This is a genomic window from Mesoplasma syrphidae, from assembly GCF_002843565.1.
Taxonomy (GTDB): Bacteria; Bacillota_I; Bacilli_A; order Mycoplasmatales; family Mycoplasmataceae; genus Tullyiplasma; species Tullyiplasma syrphidae.
On record NZ_CP025257.1, the window covers coordinates 292,776 to 313,746 of the forward strand.

The 20,971-nt window shown below is 28.1% G+C and carries 15 protein-coding genes; 11 read left to right on the forward strand and 4 right to left on the reverse strand.

Annotated elements, in window-relative coordinates; all coding sequences use genetic code 4:
- Positions 1–188: 188 nt before the first annotated feature.
- From CXP39_RS01265 to CXP39_RS01300, 8 genes are all read left to right on the forward strand, one after another.
- Positions 189–1,415, forward strand: coding sequence for an aminotransferase class V-fold PLP-dependent enzyme (locus CXP39_RS01265; protein ID WP_027048625.1), 1,227 nt, complete (start codon positions 189–191; stop codon positions 1,413–1,415).
- Between the two features lie 14 nt (positions 1,416–1,429).
- Positions 1,430–1,861, forward strand: a complete 432-nt coding sequence (locus tag CXP39_RS01270) for an iron-sulfur cluster scaffold-like protein (RefSeq protein WP_027048626.1) — start codon at positions 1,430–1,432, stop codon at positions 1,859–1,861.
- A gap of 93 nt (positions 1,862–1,954) precedes the next feature.
- Positions 1,955–2,608, forward strand: a complete 654-nt coding sequence (locus CXP39_RS01275; RefSeq protein WP_051591908.1) for a 5-formyltetrahydrofolate cyclo-ligase — start codon at positions 1,955–1,957, stop codon at positions 2,606–2,608.
- Between the two features lie 89 nt (positions 2,609–2,697).
- Positions 2,698–3,984, forward strand: a complete 1,287-nt coding sequence (locus CXP39_RS01280) for a glucose-6-phosphate isomerase (protein ID WP_027048627.1) — start codon at positions 2,698–2,700, stop codon at positions 3,982–3,984.
- A 154-nt stretch (positions 3,985–4,138) separates the two neighbouring features.
- Positions 4,139–5,554, forward strand: a complete 1,416-nt coding sequence (locus CXP39_RS01285) for a BMP family ABC transporter substrate-binding protein (RefSeq protein ID WP_027048628.1) — start codon at positions 4,139–4,141, stop codon at positions 5,552–5,554.
- A gap of 17 nt (positions 5,555–5,571) precedes the next feature.
- Positions 5,572–8,643 carry a lipoprotein gene (locus CXP39_RS01290; protein WP_027048629.1) on the forward strand — a complete coding sequence of 1,024 codons (3,072 nt, stop codon included), beginning with the start codon at positions 5,572–5,574 and terminating at the stop codon, positions 8,641–8,643.
- Positions 8,644–8,701: 58 nt separating this feature from the next.
- Complete coding sequence (locus tag CXP39_RS01295) at positions 8,702–9,205, forward strand: dUTP diphosphatase (protein WP_027048630.1); 504 nt, start codon at positions 8,702–8,704, stop codon at positions 9,203–9,205.
- A 169-nt stretch (positions 9,206–9,374) separates the two neighbouring features.
- Positions 9,375–10,361 carry an aldo/keto reductase gene (locus CXP39_RS01300; RefSeq protein WP_027048631.1) on the forward strand — a complete coding sequence of 329 codons (987 nt, stop codon included), beginning with the start codon at positions 9,375–9,377 and terminating at the stop codon, positions 10,359–10,361.
- Between the two features lie 72 nt (positions 10,362–10,433).
- Here CXP39_RS01300 and CXP39_RS01305 read toward each other — a convergent pair whose 3' ends face one another.
- Positions 10,434–10,808, reverse strand: coding sequence for a MerR family transcriptional regulator (locus tag CXP39_RS01305; protein ID WP_051591909.1), 375 nt, complete (start codon positions 10,806–10,808; stop codon positions 10,434–10,436).
- 153 nt (positions 10,809–10,961) lie between these two features.
- Positions 10,962–12,170 carry a restriction endonuclease subunit S gene (locus CXP39_RS01310; RefSeq protein ID WP_101305118.1) on the reverse strand — a complete coding sequence of 403 codons (1,209 nt, stop codon included), beginning with the start codon at positions 12,168–12,170 and terminating at the stop codon, positions 10,962–10,964.
- An 80-nt stretch (positions 12,171–12,250) separates the two neighbouring features.
- Between CXP39_RS01310 and CXP39_RS01315 the strand changes: the two genes are divergently transcribed.
- A complete protein-coding gene (locus tag CXP39_RS01315; protein WP_101305119.1) occupies positions 12,251–12,973 on the forward strand; it encodes a tyrosine-type recombinase/integrase in 723 nt (240 codons plus the stop codon).
- Between the two features lie 15 nt (positions 12,974–12,988).
- On the forward strand, positions 12,989–14,005 hold the full coding sequence (locus CXP39_RS01320) for a restriction endonuclease subunit S (protein ID WP_101305120.1): 1,017 nt from the start codon (positions 12,989–12,991) through the stop codon (positions 14,003–14,005).
- A 22-nt stretch (positions 14,006–14,027) separates the two neighbouring features.
- Here CXP39_RS01320 and CXP39_RS01325 read toward each other — a convergent pair whose 3' ends face one another.
- The gene (locus CXP39_RS01325; protein WP_027048634.1) at positions 14,028–15,545 is read right to left on the reverse strand and encodes a type I restriction-modification system subunit M; all 1,518 of its coding nucleotides are present in this window, start codon (positions 15,543–15,545) and stop codon (positions 14,028–14,030) included.
- 1 nt (position 15,546) lies between these two features.
- Positions 15,547–18,609, reverse strand: a complete 3,063-nt coding sequence (locus CXP39_RS01330) for a type I restriction endonuclease subunit R (protein WP_027048635.1) — start codon at positions 18,607–18,609, stop codon at positions 15,547–15,549.
- Positions 18,610–18,743: 134 nt separating this feature from the next.
- Between CXP39_RS01330 and CXP39_RS01335 the strand changes: the two genes are divergently transcribed.
- Entirely contained in the window at positions 18,744–20,909 is a 2,166-nt protein-coding gene (locus CXP39_RS01335; RefSeq protein ID WP_027048636.1) for a glycosyl hydrolase 53 family protein, read from the forward strand.
- Positions 20,910–20,971 lie beyond the last annotated feature (62 nt).

Here is a 20,971-nt window from a genome sequence, read left to right on the forward strand (position 1 = left end):
ACTTTCTACAATATATAAAAAGATTATAAAGTATTTTTAACTAAAAAGTTTAGTTTATTAATAATTGGTTATAATTACTTTATAGGAATATATAACGCTTTTGAGCCACTTATTTTTTAAAGAATGATATTAAATTATCAACAATATAAAATTAATAAAAATAACTAGAAAGGAGAAATGTCTTTTATATGAATAAAATTCGTAAACAATTTCCGATATTAACTCGAGAATCTAAGCTAATCTACTTTGATAATGGAGCTACAACTTTGAAGCCTAAATCAGTGATTGAAGCCGAAGAATATTATCTAAAAACAATTAGTGCAAATCCTCATACAAATGATTATCAAATTGCATATCAAGCTAATGAAATAATTGCTCAAACTCGCCAACAAACTGCAAAATTTATTAATGCTGCTAGCTGTCAAGAAATCGTATTTACAAGTGGAACAACATTTGCAATTAACCAAATTGCTCAGGGAATTAAGAAAATTCTTAAACCCGGTGATGAAATTTTGACCACTAGTCTCGAACACTCAGCTAATCTTTTGCCTTGAATTGTTGTTGCTAAGCAAGTTCAAGCAAAAGTTAAAACTTTAGAATTAAATAGTGACGGAGGAATCAACCTTGAGGCATTGAAGCAAAAGATCACTTTGCAAACAAAAATTGTTACTTTTGCTCATGTTTCAAATACTTTTGGATATGAAAACAATGTTTTAGAAATTTCTAAAGTTATACGTAAAATTAATCCAAATGTCATTATTGTTGTTGATGCAGCCCAATCAGTTGCGCACACTGAAATTGACGTTCAAAAATGAGATATTGATTTTTTAGCATTTTCAGCTCATAAAATGTACGGTCCTTTTGGATTGGGAATCTTATGAGGAAAAATGGCGCTCTTAGATCAACTCGAACCACTGTTATATGGAGGTGGAATGAGTCTAACAATTGATGAAAATTTAGAGGACTATTATCTTGCAACAACACCTGAAAAATTTGAAGGTGGAACACCGAATATTTCAGCAATCTATGCTTTTCAAAAAAGCTTGGACTTTATTGAGAGTATTTCAATAAAAGAAATTAAAAGCTATGAAAAAATGCTAAAGCATTATTTTATTGATCAAGTTAAGCAAGCAAACTTGCAAGCAAAAATTGATTTTTACAATTTGGATAGTCTGTCGCCAATAGTAATTTTAAATGTTAAGGGAATTAATCCTCAAGATATTGCGACTTTTTTAGATTTAAAATATCATATTGCGGCACGTTCAGGCTCACATTGTGCTCGTCGAACTGTTGATTTAATTAATACCAAGGTCTCGTTAAGAATAAGTTTTGCAGTTTACAATACTGTTGAAGAAATTGATGTTCTAATTGAAGCACTTAAACATACTGATGAGTTTTTGGATGTATTATTTTAAACAAAGGAGGAAATATGATTGATATAACAAATGATCAGCTTTTGCGAGACATTATTATGCAACATTTTGTAAATTCTAGAAATAGAGGTTTTGAACAAAAACCTCAAAGTTTTTATCAAGATTTACGCTCTGAAAGTTGTAGCGATGAACTCACTTTAGAAATTTTTAAAACAGATAATGATGGTTTTGAAATTAAATTTGAAGGGAGTGCTTGTGCAATTTCAACTGCTGCAACTGATATTTTAATTTCAATGATTTTTCAAAAATCTGATCTTGAAATTAAGACCCTGTTAGCAACTTATGAAAAAATGATTGAGACTGGTGAAATTACTAATTTAAATTTATTAGGAGAGTTAATAGCTTTTAAAAATATTTTCAAACAAAAAAATCGAAAGACTTGTGCTTTGTTGGGAAGTAAAGGGCTTAAAAGTTTATTTAATTTTTAATAATAAAAAGAATTTCAAAATTAGTGGTTTTTAGGTAATAAAATTTATTATAATAATATTTATGAACTGCCATAACATAAGGAGCTATTTCAAATGACAAATAAACCACAATTAAGAGAGCGCTATTTGAAAGTTCGTTCAATGTTGTCTCAAAAATACTTAGAAGAATGTAATAAAAAGATTACTAGAAAAGTAATATTTTTCATCGAACATTATAAATTAAAGCGTATTGGAATTTTTTTGTCATCTAAAAATGAACCAGAAACTCGTGAAATCATCAAGTGATGTTTTAATAATCAAATTGAGGTTTACGTACCCCGTTGCTTGACTGGAATATTAGAAATGAATTTTCGCTTAATTAAAAATTTTGATACTGATATTGAATATAATCCGGAGTATAAAATTTATGATGGTAGTGCCAATACACCAATTTTAAAAAATTCTAATGACCTGGACGCATTATTTATGCCGTTAGTAACTTATGATAATAAATTGGCTCGAATTGGAAATGGTAAAAGTTTTTATGATATTTGAATTGAAAAAATGAATTATCAAGGTTACAAAATTGGATTAAGTCAGTCAACTCAATTGACAAATACCCCAATTATTACTGAAGAGCATGATTTTAATATGAATTTTGTAATTACTGAAAAAGAAGTTAATGTTGCTATGGTTGAAGAAGCGGAAGAAGAATTTGATTATGATGTGACGCTTTGAAGATTTAATGATGAAACAATTGATAATTAAGGATTAAGAAGTGCACCAAGTAGTGCATTTTTTTTGTTTTGGAATATAATTTATTAATATAAAAGATTTACAGAAAGAAGAAAATAGGGATGATTAAAGTCGATTTACAATACAGTGGGTTAAAAGATCTAAAAACTGAAATTAGTGAAAGCAAAATTATAGAAATTCATAACATGATTCAAAACAAAAGTGGTCGTGGAAATGATTTTCTAGGATGAGTTGAATGACCAGAAACTTTTGACAAAGAAGAATATAATGCAATGAAGCAAGCAGCAAACCAATTACGTTCAAAAATTGACACGTTGGTAGTAATTGGAATCGGGGGATCATATTTGGGAGCTCGTGCAGCTGATGAAATGATTCGTGGATTAAATCACATTGATAAAGTTAAAGTAATTTATGCTGGGCATACAATGAGTTCAACATACGTAGCACAATTAACTAAATATTTAAAAGATAAAAACTTTGGAATTTGTGTTGTTTCTAAATCGGGAACAACAACTGAACCAGGAATTGCTTTTAGAAGGTTAGAAGAACAATTAATTTCTCAAGTGGGGTTGGTAAAAGCAAAGGACTTGATTGTTGCAGTAACTGATGCTAGTCGCGGAGCATTAAAAACTTTAGCAGATCAAAAAGGTTATCAAACGTTTACAATTCCCGACGATATTGGAGGGCGCTTCTCTGTCTTAACACCAGTAGGAATTTTCCCATTGTTAGTAGCCGGAGTTAATACTGATAATATTTTTGCTGGAGCATTGGCAGCTAAAAAAACTTTAAATGCTAATGATTTGTCAAACCCAGCTTATCAATATGCTGCTGCTCGTTATTTAATGAATCAAAAAGGTTATAAAGCTGAAGCACTAGTGACTTATGAGTTACAAATGCAATTACTGAATGAATGATGAAAACAGTTATTTGGTGAATGTGAAGGTAAAGAAGGCAAAGGACTATATCCAACATCAATGGTATTTTCAACTGATTTACATTCATTGGGTCAATGAATTCAAGAAGGTACTCGTAATGTTTTATTTGAGACAGTTATAAAAGTTAAAACTCCTGTTTTAGATGCAAATGTTCCAGTTGATCAAGCCAACTATGATGGATTAAATTATTTAACAAATAAAACTTTCCATGAAATTAATTCAATTGCGATTGAAGGAGTAATTGATGCTCATGTTAATGTTGGTAAAATGCCAAATATCGTTCTGGAATTTGAAAAAATGGATGATGTCCAATTTGGATACTTAGTTTATTTTTTTGAGTTAGCAGTGGCAATGAGTGGATATTTATTAGATATTAATCCATTTGATCAACCTGGAGTTGAAGTTTATAAATATAATATGTTTAAACTATTGGGAAAACCTGGGGTTAAATAGTTTAAGAAAAGAAATGATAAAAAGTGTGAAATTCTTCACGCTTTTTTGTTTTCAAAAACTTTTTTCAAAACTAAAACTTTTTCTTACAAATAATATAGTTTGTTTCTTATTTAAATGTTTTGCTTATTATGAGGATAACAAAAGGGGGCAAGGAATGCGTAAATTTACAATATCAATGCAAGCTGTTTTATTAGGTTCGATTGTTTCAACAAGTGTTGTTAGTTGTATTAAACCAAAATATGCTCATGGACCTGCTGGACAACGAGTGCTATTAGTAACTGATGGAGGAAATTTAAAAGACAAGTCTTTTAATGAAAGTTCTCATAACGCTATTATCAAATATGCCAATGAAATTGACCAATGAAATAATACCAAAGGACTTAGTTATAATGCTGAACCCAACTATGTTGAAGCAACAGATCATAATGCAAGTGCATTTATTTCTGGATATAAAATGGCTTCGTTTAAAGGAGCAGATGCGATGGTTTTAGCAGGATTTATGCATGCTGGAACAATTGAAACTGCCTCTAAGTTGATGAAAGATAAAACAGTAATTTTAGCTGACGGAGTTGCTGATTATTCAAATGGGAAAAATCAAAATGTTATTAGCATTAGTTTTAATTCTGAATTGGCGGGATTTGCAGCTGCTTATGATGCTGCAATTTGGGCTAATCAAAATTTGGATAAAGTAGATCATCATAATAAAGGAGTTATTGCAATCGGAACTTTTGGGGGAATGTCTTCAAAATATTCAGTTGATAACTATTTATGAGGCTTGATGTTAGGAATTGAAGTATTCAATCGCATTCATCAAAGCGATATTGAAGCAAAACTCTATAAAAAAGTTGTCTTAGCAAATAACTATATTAATAATAAGTATGCAGATGTCAAGGACACAAAAGTTATGGGTCCCAATGATTCACGTTGATTTACCCAAAGTTTTGCATTAGGTGGAGCCACACGTTCAGGAATTTTAAATCGGTTAATTGAACACCAAAAAGCTGATGTGATTTTCCCTGTAGCTGGACCTCAAATTTTGGATGTTATGAGTTATAGTAATACCAAATATTTACCATATATCATTGGAGTTGATACAGACCAAGTCAATTCATTTCCTGGTTACAAAAATCGTTTTATTAATAGTGCTGTTAAGCATCTTCCAAATGCTATTAGTGACGAACTAAAACGTAGCCGTTCGTTAAAAACGGCACAAACTAAAACGGGAGCAACTATAAAAGTTAATCAAATTGATATCGATAATTTACAAGACTTTCCAGCTGATGATGGAACAGTTGCCAAGACTCGTGCATCTTGATCAGTTTCTTCTTTTGGAGGTGCCAATTTATCACAAAAAACATATATCAAAATATCTGAAATACCAGATAAGGATGCTAACTATACTCCAATCAAATTATTATCAGAAACAATTAAAGATGAGTTTGCTAGAACAGGAAGTGAGACTTCTCAATATTTAGATGGAAGTACCATTGCTAAAGCTACAGAAGCAATTTTTAAACTTCCAAACTATCAAAAATATATTCATAAAATAACTGAAAACGGCTTTGAATAATAGGAGGGAAAAGCATAATGAAAAAAATTTTGACACTTTTGGGAGCAATCAGTTTAGCCACAACCACTGGACTTGCTGTTGTTGCATGTAATAATCAAAAAGAAAGTTTAAAAGAACGAGAATTAGAAAAAGAAGTTCAAACCCTTAAAGATAAAATTAAAAAACTTGAGTTTGATCTTGAAGCTAATAAAGAACAGTTGGATTCAACTAAGTCTAAACTTAAAGATTTGGTAACAAAGTTGGATGAATTAAAAAATAACCAAAAAGGTGGTTATGGAAAAATTAGCATTGAGGCAAGTGAAGCTAGAAAAAAAGCAATTGCCAATCAGGAATGACAATCTGTGCTTCAACAAGATTATTCGTTAAGTAAAAAATCACAAAAAGCTTTGAATTATTCTCCAACTAAAGATACTTTTAGTATTGCTAAACTAATGAACAATCAAAATGACGTTTCAACTTTAGCACATAAAAATATAATTCAAATAAAAGACCGCTTAGAGTTTACTCCATATGCTGATATTGGGATTGTTGAAGACACGGTCGAATATTTACTTAAAGAAAAAGGACGTCCCGGAGCATATCGACAAATTGCAAAAGACGAATTGCAGAAAAATAATTCTTCAATCATTAATTATAATCATTTAGGGAAAATTGCCACAAACAGTAAAGTGATTACTGAAGCTAGTGAAGTAACATTAGGATTTATGCAAAATGCCTCTGATACTGGTGAGTTAGTACCAATGTGAAATGCAGCTCCAGCAAAAGATAATTTAGGAATTTTAGCAGATCAAGCAAATGAAACTGAATATGCAAAATGGTTTAATGATCGCTACAGAAGTTGAACCAATCAAACTGAAACTGGTAAGTTACAACCAAATAATGTTCGAATTTCATTTGGACCATTTGCTAATGCGTTATGACACAATGCGTGACTTAACAATAAAACTCCAGAGCAATTGGCCAGCGTTTTAGAAAAGATTGCTAAAAAATATAATACTAAAAAATTTGACTTTTATTTTGCTGCACCATACTTATCAAAAAATGGAGATCATGCCTCTTCACAGCGACTATTAGCTGCAGCATTAAAAATTTTAATTGAACGTGACAATAAATTTGATGTTCAACTATCATTGGTTGTTTCAACAAAATGAGGAATTTCAATTAATCCAGGTTTATCTTCATCAAGAGATTTAAAACTTTTAGGGGATGAAGCTTATCCATTGTATAACTTTACAAAATATTTAGGGCTAAATTTTAGACTAAATCTAGTAACTGGTTATTTAACCGAAACTGATTCACTTCAACTTGGTCAAAGATGAGAAGTTGAAATTATGAAAGAAGCAATTCTCGCTTCACGTAAAAATTGAGTTGAAATGCATCAAGCTTTTAATTCAGTTTCAAAAAGTGACTTACCATCCGAAAAAGAAATTTCTCGAAGAATTAAGGTCACACCATGAATTGGCCGAAGAGCTGAAAAAGCAAGCTATAACTTTACTCCTGAAAGTGCAATTGAGTTGCGCGAGTTTGCAGAACAACAAAATTTAGGTGGTATTGGAATGTTTTACATTTCCCGTGATGTTCCAAGCGAATTTCAAAAGAAAGGTAATTCTATTTATAACTTAAGCGATGATAATGCTTTAAATCAAAATATTCGTTCAGGTTCAGGATTTAAACAGTTTACTTATGCAAAGGCCCTAAATGGAACTTTAAAACGTGAGCACTTGGTTCCCGAAGCTCAAACAAAAGCTGAAATTAGGGTAATTGGGGGAATAGATTATCAAGAAGACATTGAAAAAGTTAAAGCTTTAGACAATATTGAAAATGACAGTCATGTAATTGTTAGTGAAGTTGGTGGCGGCATCTCTGATGACAAAAATCCACCCAATTGAGAACCACCAAGTGGCCAAAATACTAGCATGTATAAAACTTGAAAAGATGCTAATCCAAATCGTTCAGAAAAAATAGTTCGCAAAGCTGTTAAAAATAAAAATACCTATTATTCACCATATTTAGATGCTGGTTTATATCAAGGTAATGATATTGTCAAAATTATAGAAGAAGTTCCAGCAATGGATCACTTAACATTAGCGTTTGTTCAGCAGGTTAATCAACATGGAAATAAACTTGAAATGTCAATTGCTGGACAAGCTAAAAATAACGAGGGATATGCATGATGAGAAGAAACACAATTATGAGCAAAAATGCTTAAACCATTAGTTGATAAAAATGCTTTTGAAAATATTAAAGTTGCTTATGGAGGAGCTATAACTGGAGGATTTACTGAAAAAAATCCATGAACTTTAGCTAATAAGCTTCACTCCAATGATTCTGCTAGAGCTCAAGAAGTTTTAACTGAAGCTTTAGTTGGATATCAACAAGAACTTGTTGATATTGTTCAAAAATATAACAATAAAACTGTGCAAATGCCTAAAGCAATTGACTTTGACATTGAAGGGCATGCTCAAAGTTTAGATGCTGATAATCGTTTATTGGCAAAAACGTTAGCCGATATGAAAAAAGCAGATTCTAGTTGAGATTTCTCAATTACGTTACCAGTATTGCCTACAGGATTAACTGTTGTTGGTTACCATGTAATGGATATTTTTATTGAAGAATATCATAAAGCAGGGCTTGCCCAAAAAGACTTACCAATTATTAATTTAATGTTAATGGATTATGGTGATGGATTTTATAGACATGCTAGAGATGTTCGCAAAGTAACTAATTTCCAATTAGCAAAAGAGGCCGTTGAAGCAACTAAAGTTAATCTAGAAAATAGCATTATTAAGCATTTTAAAACAGTTGAATTAAAGAATTTGTATTCTAAATTGGCAGGAACACCAATGATTGGAGTTAATGATACGATTCAAGGAGTATTTACTCTAGAAGATGCCAAAGAAATGTATAATTGAGCTCATGAAATTGAATTAGCATATGTTTCAATTTGATCAATGAATGATGATCGTGGATTTAATTTAGATTCTAAAAAACCAAGTGCCAAAACTTTAACTAGTCATGGTTTGACTTATCTCAAAGAATACGATTTTTCAAAAGCTTTTGCTGGTAATTGAAACAAAATTGGAAAATAACTTACAAAAAATGAGGTAAGCCTCATTTTTTATTATAATCTTGATAAGAGGTGTAGAAATGATTACTAAAGAAACAATAATTTGATTAAGCGAGCAGCAAAAAAAATTAGACAACTATATTGGCCAAAAATGAAATTTACAAAATGATGAAACTATTTTGAAAAAACGAATGGTTGCCTTTTTAGTTGAACTTGGTGAATATGCCAATGAAGAGCGCAGTTTTAAATTTTGATCTCAAAAGCCTGAAGCTGAATTAAATGTTCAACTTGACGAGTATATTGACGGAATTCATTTTTTAATTAGTATTGGAAATCAAATTGGCTATGATTTTAATACTTATCAAAGTACAGATTTTGGAATTGATAATAATATAGATATTTATTTGACTTTAATTAGTATGTTTAGTGAATTTATCAAAACCCGTGATTTTGAAACTTATGAAGATTTATTAAATATTTATTTACAAATTTGTGAAGCCAAAATTTATAGTGAAACAGAGATCATTGAAGCCTATAAATTAAAAAATGCCATTAACTTTAAACGTCAAGACAATAATTATTAATAATTTATTAAATATATTATTTTGAAAAGTAGTTTTAAACTACTTTTTTAATTTTTCGTATTGCCTTAAACTTACTTGAACCTTATATAATTTATTTGTCAACTAAGTTAGAAGTAATTAAGGTTGTCAAAAAACATTCAAATATAAAAAATTTGAATTAAGGAGATCAATGAAAACAAGGATTTTAGGAAATAAATTACAAGTTAATGAAATTGGTTTGGGATGTATGGGACTAAGCATGTCGTTTCCACCATTTCCAACTGAAGATGAGGCAGTTGCTTTTTTAAGAAAGGCATATAAACAAGGTGTAAATTTTTTTGATACAGCTGAAATTTATGGTCCATTTGAAAATGAAAAACTAGTTGGAAAAGCTTTTAAAGATATTCGTTCAGAAGTTATTATTGCTACTAAATTTGGCTTTAAATATGAAGGGAATAAGGCAGTTGGATTAGACAGTTCTCGAGAAAACATTTTACGAGCTCTTGAAGGAAGTTTAAAACGTCTACAAACCAATTATATTGACCTTTTTTATCAACATCGTGTTGATCCACAAGTTCCAATTGAAGAAGTAGCACAAGTAATGAAAGAATTAATAGCGGCTGGTAAAATAAAATATTGAGGACTAAGTGAAGCATCAGCTGCTACAATTCGACGTGCTCATAAAATTTGCCCGGTAACTGTAGTTCAAAGTGAGTACTCAATGTTTTGAAGAGAACCAGAACAAAAAATCTTTCCAACATTAAAAGAATTGCAAATAGGTTTTGTTCCATTTTCACCTCTAGGCAAAGGGTTTCTAACTGGTCATGTCAAACCCGGACAGATATTTGGTGAAGGTGATTTCAGAAATACAATTCCTCGCTTCAATAATCCAGAATATTTAGCAGCGAATATGAAACTTGTAGAATTTGTCAGAGAACTAGCAAACGCCAAGCAAACAACACCTGCAGCAATTGCAATTGGATGAGTTTTGGCTCAAGGAGAATGAATTGTACCAATTCCAGGAACTAAAAAAATTAATCGACTAATTGAAAATATTAGCGCCAGTCAATTAGTTTTTAGTAGTTCAGAAATTGAAATGATTGACCAAAAGTTAAGTGAGATTGAAATTATTGGCTTTCGCTATTCTGAACAAAGCGAAAGCCAAATTGACAAATAAAATTGAGTATTAAATAATTAAAAAACAATTTCACTGCTAAATGTGAAATTTTTTTATATAAAGATATTTGCCTTATTTCTTATTTTTAATAGCTTGCTCATAAAAATCTTTTTTGTAGTTAATAAAAGCTATTTGTTCTTCAAGATCATGTTGTTTTTTTAAAACAACTTTTTCTTGTTTCAAAATCATTGCTTGCCTTGATTCTAAAGTTATCTCTCCCTGATCAACTAATTCAATATATTTTATAATTTCTTTTAAAGGCATATTAGTTTTTTTTAAACAAAGGACTGTTTTAACAAAAATTAGATCGTCTTCAAACATATATCGGTAGTCATTTTCATCTCGCTTAAATTTTGTAATGACTCCTTTTTCATCATAGTAGCGAAGCAAATATTCAGGAATATTAAATTTATTCGCTATTTCTTTTATATAGTATCTTTTAGGCATAAATATTTATTCTCCTTGATTGTCTACCTTTATTATAAAACTTTGTTTTACTACTATATTTTTTATTTAATATTATTAAAAAAAATCTAAGAAAGTTTTTTATAGTCTAAAAGTTGAAAATATAAAGAAATTAGTTGCTTTTTCATTTTAAATTTATCTAACAAGCATTTTTATTGTGGCATTAATTAACTTATCTAATTCATTATCAATTTTTGAGGAAATTGATAATGTCTCAAATAGCTTTTCTAATAATGTCTCGCTTTCAAGGTCATGAATTATTTCGACTTCACTTATTATTTTTTTAAGTCCTTGATCATTTAATCCAACCATTGTTGTTCCTGTTGAAAATAGCTTTTTTTTGTTATAAAAATAATCAGACATAAAAAATGACAAATTTGAAAACTTAAAGTCTGAGTCACTTTTTATTCCTCACATTCCATTTGAAATTATTAAATTTTTATCTGAATTCGAAAATAAAAATTTTCTTTCTCCTAATAATTTGCAAATATATAACGTATTTAATTGTACTTTTAATCTTGCTCTTGAAGGCAATTTGGAATAGTATTCTTGTTTCTTTATTTTGTTGCTGAAATTTCCAATGTCTGCTGTTTGAGAATAAATTCCTTTTTCAATTTTTTCTTCTCTTTGTTGATATATGTTTAGCTTTTTCCCAATTGCTTTTTTTGTTATTAATTTTTGTCCAATTTGTGCAATTAATTTTATTGATGAATTTAAAATTTCTTTATTCTTGGCAATTACAATTTCAATAGGTTCAATAATATCAATTATTTTCTTAACATCATCTTCACAATTTTTAAAAGTATCAATTCTTATACAATTACTGTATTTTAAAAATAAATTTTCAATAGGTTCAATAATATCAATTATTTTTTGCTGTTCTTCTAAGGATGGTAATGAAATGTCTATATGACTAAAATCTGCCCTTTTAAACCTATATACCTTTATACCTGTAGCAAATTTTGCAAAAATATTTTGATTCATTTTTAATCAATAAAAAAGTCATCTATTCAAAACTTTTGTGTTATCTGGAATAATTTTTATTTGCTCTCCGCCTAAGATGCCTTCTTTGTCAGCATTATAAAAAATTACTTTACCCAATTCCTTTACTGTTTCAGAAGTAGAAATTAAGAAAACATCATTTTTAGACATCAGGGAATTAGTTTTTAAAAAAGATTTATCTACAAAAAAAGAAAAATCATTATCTATGATTTCAAGTTTGTATGTTTTTCCGTAATGAAGTGCTAAGTATTCCAAGTTTTTATCGTGAGATAAATCGTTCTTTTTAAAACTGCCGTTTCCACGTTCAGTTTTACAAATCTCATTAAGTTTATAAATAGCCATTAAAAAACCTCCATTTTTTTATTTATAGTAATTTTATCATTTTATTAAAAAGAAAAGATAATAAATTTTGGAGGTATATTATGAAAAAAAATGAGTATTTAAAATTTTTAAAGAAAAATAACTATTCTGCAAACACAATATCTACTTATAAAAGTATTTTAAGTATTTATCAAAACGATTTTGTGAATATAGCGAGAATTAAAAAACATATGTTAAAGTATTTTAGTTCGCCAAATACTGTATGAACACATTACAATGTAATTTGTTCATACATGAAATGAAGCAAGGATAAAAGGTTGGGTAATTTTAAAGAAATGAAACTGCCCAAAATTCCAAAGACATATATGAAAGTTTTTAAAAAAGATTTCTTGATAAAAAAAACAAATATAAATGATGAAGATTCGGAATTGTTAAAACAAAAGAAAATTGTAATCAGATTTTTGTTTGAGACAGGAATAAGAGCTGCAGAACTAAATTCTATATTAGAAATAAATTCTAAAACTATTAAAGTTGTTGGTAAGGGAAATAAAGTAAGAGAAATATTCCATAGAAATGATACAACTAAGCAATTAAAAGAATTTATATATACAACAAAAACATTACGTTTTTGGGTAAAGGAAATATTAGGAGAGAATTTTACTCCACACTCAATTAGAAGATCATATGCTACTCATATGCTACTAGGTGGTGCAAATCCGAAGATGGTAATGATGCAATTAGGGCATGAAAAAATTGAAACAACTTTCAGATATTTAAATTTATCATTAGAAGAAAATTGAAAAATTTACAGTAAGTTTTTATAGACTTACTGTTTTTTAATGGCTATTTATAAACTAGGCGATATATCAATAATACAAAACGGCAGTACACCAAGTACTAAAAATGAAAGTTTATGAAAAAAGGAAATACCCTTTTTAGGTCCTTCAGACATTGAAGCTAATCGCGCTTCACGATATGTAACTAAAAATAAGGCAAAAAGGCCTGGAACCATTTTAATTTCAACAACAGCTACAATTGGGAATATAGGAATACTTGAAGTGGAGTCTTGATTTAATCAACAAATTACATCGATTGAAGCCAACCCTAATTTTGTTAAAGATAAATTTTTATTTTACTATTTTTTAACTCAAAAAAATAAAATAAAAAAAATATCAGATGGGGGATCAGTATTTAGCATAATACATGTAAATACTTTTAGAAATTGAATAATTGATTTATCTTCTTTAGAAGAGCAACAAAAAATAATTGATATTATTGAACCTATTGAAAAAATGAAAAATAAATTTATGACTTTAAATAAAACAGTTTTGGAACTAATAAAAAAAATTGAGTTGTCTGATGAAAAAATAAGAATAATTGATTTTTTTTATGAAGTAAGAGAGAAACCAAAAAATATAAAGCAAATTTCTGCAAAAGTGCTTTCTGAAAATAAAGGTTTAATTTTAAAAGCGGAAAGTCCAAATACATATAAAACAAATACTTTTTATTGCAATGAGGGAACTTTCATTTTTTGTTCAATAAGAACTTATTTACAAAAATGAGGAATTACTCCGTTTGATGCTGATGTTAATGGAACTCTTTTTCAGTTTGAAATCAAAAAAAATTTGACTCCTTTAATAAATTATTTGAAAAATGAAAGTTCATGATCAACATTTAATTTATTATCCAAAGGAACTAAAATGCCTGTTCTTTCCAAAAAAGATTTTTTAAACATTGAAATCAATAAAACTAAATTTGAAATTAAGAAAATTGACTTAATCTTAAAAAATATTAATAAAATAATTATTGATATGGAAAGTTTAATTGAGAAGAGCGTTAGTCTTTTGGTAAAATAAAAAAATAAAAAACACTTAAAATCTATTTAGATTCAAGTGTTTTTTTTATTGCCTCATGAAGTTTTGGTTTTAATTCGTCAAATTCTTTAAGCAAGTCTGATAATTCTAATGATAATTGCATAATATCTTTTTGAGTTTGCTCTTTATCAATCTTTTCCTCTTTAGATTCTACATATCTTCCCGGAACAAATGAAAAGTCATTTTCTACTAAATTTGTAAATTTAATTGTTTTTGCTAATCCTTGTTCGTTAATTTCTTCACCAGCTAAATGTTTATCATACAGGGTTTGAATTATCGAAATATTTTCGTCAGTTAGTTCTCTTAGTTTTTTAGAAATCATATTACCTTCAATATTTGATCCTGAAACCATTAAAATATTTTTATTAACTTTTTTATTATTAAATACTCAAATACAAGCAGGAATTCCAGTCGTATAAAATAATTTATCTGGTAATTCAATAATAGCATCAACTTTGTTTTCTTTAACAAAGTTTTCTCTAATAGCTTTTTCTTCTTTTTGAGATGAAGATAATGAACCATTAGCTAAAACTATAGCCATTTTTCCTTGATTTGAAAGCTTTGAAAGCATATGAGATAACCAAGCATAGTTTGCATTTCCTGAAGGTGGTAAACCTCACTTAAATCTCATATCTTCTTCTAAAGCATCTCTGCCTCAGTTTTTCATATTAAATGGAGGATTTGCCATTACAAAGTCAAATTTTTTATTTTTATGTTGATCATTTGTAAAAGTATCAGCGTTTGTCTGTCCCAAAACACCGTTATCATCGGTATCAAAAAGTGAAAATCCATTTAAGACCAAATTCAATTTTGCCAATTTTCAAGTCACATTATTATACTCTTGCCCATAAACTGTGATATCTTCAATTTTACCTTTATGTTCTTGAATATATCTCTTAGCTTGAACAAGAATCCCACCAGTTCCGCAAGCAGGATCATAAATTGTTCCTTTTAAAGGTTTAATTAAGTTAACCATAAGTTTAACTATTGATGTAGGAGTATAAAATTCTCCTCCTTTTTGTCCTCGATCTTTAAAAAATTTGCCTAAGAAATATTCATAAACTCTTCCAATCATATCTTCATTATCTTCTTCAGATAAATCTTCATCAGAAAATATTTTAATAACATTACCAAGTTTAATTTGATCTAGTCCCTCTCTATTAAAGTTTTTGTTAAAAATTCCTCTTAAAATTTCATTTTGCAATTCTAATTTCATGAATGCTTCATCAAGCTTTTCGCCAATTTTCTCAGTATTTGAAAAGTTCATTAAGTACTCTCACTTAGACTCTTCATGAACAATAAAAGTTTTATAAGAATAATATAATTCATTGGGAGAAAACATCTCAATTTTCATACCCTCGTCTGATATTTTTTGTAATGCAACTTTGTTTCTATCTGATATATATTTAAGTGTTAAAATTCCTAGAATTGTATGCATATATTCTTCTGCTGAAGTATTACCACGTAAAACGTTTGATGCTTCTCATAGTTTACTTTCAATATCTTTAATTTTTTTTGCCATTTTAGTCATCCTTTCTGAATGCGTTTTTGTTCGTTTTTATTGTATTTGTTATTTCTTTTATCAAATTTTCAGATAATGTATATAAACCTTCTGGTGGATATTGATATTTAGTAGTTAGTAGTTTTTTTAATGTTGTTGTTATGTTAGATTGAACCATTGGATTAAACAAGAATTGATCAGTATTATTTTCGCGAATAGCTTCTCAAAGGTCTTGAGCTATAGCTCTCAGTGTTTCAGAGCTTTTGTTATATTGTAAAAACTTGTCATTAGATAGGATATCAAAGAAAACTTGCAATTCAATATTATCAAATTCTAAAGGTTTATCTTTTTCTTCTTTCATTTCTTTTGACAACTTAATCAAAAATTCAATAAATTCTTCAATATCTCTAGAATTTTCCAATTCTAAGATTAGTTCTTTTAATTTTTCAGAAGCCAATTTTGCAAAATATGGCTTAATTTTGGCAATTTCATCAATCTGCATTTGAATGGAATTTGCATATAATTGGGCAGCCACTCTTGGTCTAGACTTAACTAATTTTTCAGCTTCTGATTCTAAAATGTTTGCAACTTTATTAATATCTTTTGTCATAGTTGATTCATCAATTTTGATGCTTGTATCTGCAGTCATAACAGCTTTTCGAATTGCTTCTTTAACGCTCTCAATAGTTCATGTTAATTTTGAATCATTTCCAATTGTAGAACTGGTAATTAATGAATTTATTGTTTCTATGCATTTTGCAATTAATGTTTCTCTTTCAGAAATGTTTGTGTAAGATATTTTGTAAAATCTTTTTGCCTTTCTTGCTAATTTGATAAATTTATTTTTTTCATCAGTATTGAATTTATTAACGTCTAGTAATTTGTCATATGCACCCATAACAAATTGATATTGCTCTTTTAAGTTAAGGTTTGGAAATTTTAAGATATTCTCAATATAATTATTATCAATTATTTCAAAAAGCTCGTTTAACTTTTCTTTTGCTTTCTCTATATCTTCAATTTCAATATCAAGTTTTGTATCAGAACCATTTGCATACTGAATTAAAGCATCAGAAATATATTTTCAAATTCCTATATAATCAACAATTAATCCAGATTCTTTCGTCTTGTTTGTTTTTTTATCTTCAAAAGTTCGGTTAACTCTGGCAATTGCTTGCATTAGATTATGTCACTTAACAATTTTATCCATATACATAACATCAAGATCAGGTACATCAAATCCAGTTAGTCACATGTCTACTACAATTGCTATTTTATATTTTGAGTCAGATTTTCTAAATTCACTTGCAACTTTATTCATGTCACTTTTTGGAACTATTGCGTTTGCCATTTCTTTTGAATCTTTATTAGAATCTGTTGTCATCACTAAAATTGTTTTATCCTTATATTCAGGATATTTTGTAGTTATATTTAAGTAATATTCATATGCAGAGTTTCTACTATTTGCTACAATCATTGCTTTACCATTTAGTATTCTTTTTCTTTTATTTAAATGTTCAATCATTTTGTCCGCTTTAGCTGCAATAATTTTTTTATCCTCAAAAATTATTGACTTATTGACTGCTTTTAATAATGCTTCCATTTTTTGCTCTGATGCTATGTCGTTTGGATCTAAAGTATTTTTATATTCACTTTGAATTTTATCCATTTCTTCTAAATATTTTTTGTCAAGTGTGATATTTGGTTTTCACATTTCATAATAAATTGGAACAGTTGCACCATCTTCAACTGCTTGATTCATAGGATATGTATCAATATAATCTCCGAAAATATTTCTCGTATCTTTTTCGTTACCCATTAAAGGAGTACCGGTAAAACCTGTTATTTTTGCATTTGGGAATGCTTCTCTCATATATCTTGCATAACCAAATTTAATAATAAATTCTTCTTGCTCTCTTGAAAGCTTTCTTTCTCCGTTAATATTATTTTGAGTTCTATGTGCTTCATCAACAAGAATAAAAATATCAGAACGATTAGTCAAAATACCGGTCTGCTCAGCAAATTTCTGAACAGTTGAAAAATAAATACCAAAATGCTTTTTGTCATTTAATTCTTGAATTAAATCATTTCTTGAAGAAATATTTTTAGATTTGTTTCGCAAAAATGTTTCAGCATTTAAAAATCTTTTATATAATTGTTGGTCCAAATCTCTTCTATCAGTAACAAGTAAAATAGTAGAAGTTCCGAATTGCTTTATAATTGCTTTTGTTAAAAATACCATAGTCACAGATTTTCCTGATCCTTGAGTATGCCAAATTATTCCGCCACGATTATCTTTAATATTTTTTAAATGTTCAATAGTTTTATTAACTGCTCTTATTTGATGAGGAGCTGCCAAATATTTAATAGGACTTTGATCATCAGAATAAAATGAGAAATTAAATATTATGTCTATTATATTTTTTTGTGAGAATAACATTTTGATTGGGTTCATTTTATTGCTTATTTCTCATTTGTTTCATCCATAAAAATGTCGAAAACCGGCTGTAGTAGAACCGTACTTGGTTGAAATTCTATTTGATACAAAATTTATTATATTAAAATATCAAAGTTCAGGTTTAAAAAATTTTAATGATTCATTCTGCAAAAATGCCTCATTTAATCCTTCGCTTCCTAATGGTTGTTTTAATTCCAATACAGCTATTGGTAACCCATTTATGAAAAGAACTATATCTGGTATTCTTTTTTTATCGACGCCGTTTGTTATTTCAAATTGTCTAAAATAGCCAAACTTATTTAGATTTGAATCTTCAGAAATTAATTTAATTGTCAAGTTTCTTTCTTCATTTTCATCATATATTTTTATTCCGTCAAATAAAAATTGCATTCCTTTAAAATTCAGTTTTTCAAAAGAGTCAACATTTTTGATAATTTCATAAATGACTTTATCTGCTTTTTGTTCATCTATATTATTTATTCTTTGAATAGAATTTTTTAAAATATCAAAATTAATAACTTCAGAGTAATCTTTTCTTTTAAAATTTTTATATGTAAGTTTTTCTCATCCCAAATTTTGCAATTCTTCTTCTACATTGTCTTCAAAAAGTTTTTCATTAATAATCATTTCATAACCTCTTTTATTTTCATAACTTTTTATTTTTATTATTTTATCATTTACTAACTTGTTAGTTCTTTAAATAATAAAATATTTAAGTAAAATATTTGGTAGTATAATTTAATAAATAAATTTGGAGAAATATGAAAAATATAAAATTGAAACCATTAATGATATCAATCTTTATTTTGCTGACATCATTTTTAGCTACATTTGCTAGTAGTTGTACACCATCATCTTTAAGAGAAGATTTTCCTGCAAATGGAAAAATTATTACTAATGAAAAATTTATAAAAGGTGTTGATGTTTCTTCTTATGCAGAAATTATTGAGCAGAGTACATTAGATAATGGAGAAGTAAAATCTTATAGTAATTTAACAGATGACGAGCAAAAAATTTATTACAATTTTGCTGGTGAAAAAGAAAACTTATTCAAGATACTCGCAGACAATGGCGCTAATTCAATTAGATTAAGAGTTTGAAATGACCCTTATGAAAATGGCCAAACCTATGGTGGAGGACATAACGACATAGATACTAATATTTGGATAGCAAATCAGGCTAAGAAAAATGGAATCAATGATGTCTTATTAAACTTTCATTATTCTGATTTCTGAGCTGATCCAAGTCGACAATGATTACCTAAAAAATGAGTTGACATTACCAATGAAAAAGAATTGGAAAACGGAATTTATCAGTATACTTTAGATAGCTTGATAAAATTTGAAAAAGAAACTGGAATAATACCTTCAAAAGTCCAAATTGGTAATGAAATTACAAACGGAAGTTTTTGAAATTGAAAAAGATCAAATACACAATATAAAAATTATCAGTATACTTCAAGATTATTAAAAAAAGGTCTTGAAGCAGTTGAAGATTTTGCTCTTTCTAAAAAAGCAAAAATTTCTAAATCAATACACATAGATGGAAGCATTACTTTAAAAAGATGAAAACAATTATTGCATATTTATTTAATTGAAGGAGACCTAATTAATTTAGTAGATGGAATAGCTATTACCCATCATCCTGATTGAAATGGTAATAGCAAAACTCTTTATGATGTAATGTCATTAATTAAAAGGGAATATAATTTACCGTCATTTGTTTCAGAAACTGCTGCAGTATCAACATTTGATGAAACAAATTTGGCAGGAGACATTACTACTTCACAACATAATCCAAACTCATATTACAATATCCCTGATGCTGCTACTCAAATGATTTTAATAAATTCTATGATGGAAGCAAGTTCACAAGCATTACCAGATAACGAAACTGGAATTTACTGATGAGAACCAGCTTGAATTTTATCTAATAATTCTGGATGAGCGACTAGAAAAGGAATAATATATTCAGAACCACTTGATGAACAAAAACAAAAAGATTTTAAGACTGGTAATTCATGATGAAATAGTGGAATTTTTACAAATCAAGCAAAGCCATTGCCTGTTTTAAAGGTTATAAAAAATTATGAACGTATTAATCAAAGTAAAGATAATTTGAATTGACATCAAATTACTAATAAAAGCATTTTTAAAAATTTTAATAAAGATCCAGTTTTAGAATTTTCAAAAATAGCAGGTTTCAAAAATAAGCTTGATATTAATGACTGAATTGATGATCATAATTTATTAATATATGATTATTCAACTGAAGCTGATATTTATAAAGCTTTTCTAAAATTAAATCCTAGAATTTTAGAAAAGCATATTACTTATGAAAATATTGTTTGAGATCAAAATAAGGAAGCTGGAAAATTAAAAATTAAAAATGCCAAAACAAATACAGTTTATAAACCTTTCGAATTAAGTATTGATTTTAAAATTTTGGATTATGAAGAAAATACTTATAGAATAACAGAACCAATTGAAATTGGAAGAAATGATACAAATTGACTCTCAAAAATAGTAGAAGCAGTTCCAAATAAAAAAGAGACGATTAAACAAGGAGAGACTGAAATTGATTCATTTATTTATGAGTCAATTAGGCCAGAATTTTACAAAAATGAGTATTATTCGTGAGCTGGAAAAAGTAATAATGCATTAGTTTTTTATGATGATAAAAATGGCGAAAATAGATTTTTAGATACTAAAATTTTAAAGAATAATAATACAAAAATTTTCAAAAATAAAAAAGTTGATTATTCTTATTTAGCGAAAAATTCTCAAGCTTGGCAAAATGTATTATCAATCGGAGAATATGAAATTAGCTTGGTTTTTACAAAGAGAATTGAATTTGAAAATTTTGGATTGGAAAATTGAAAGGAACTTGGTGGGTTTGCAATTAAAGCCAAAGTAAAGGTAATTTAAAAGGTAAACAACTCATTTAGAAACTGAAAAAATTTAGTAATTTTTGATGCTTATTTTTGATA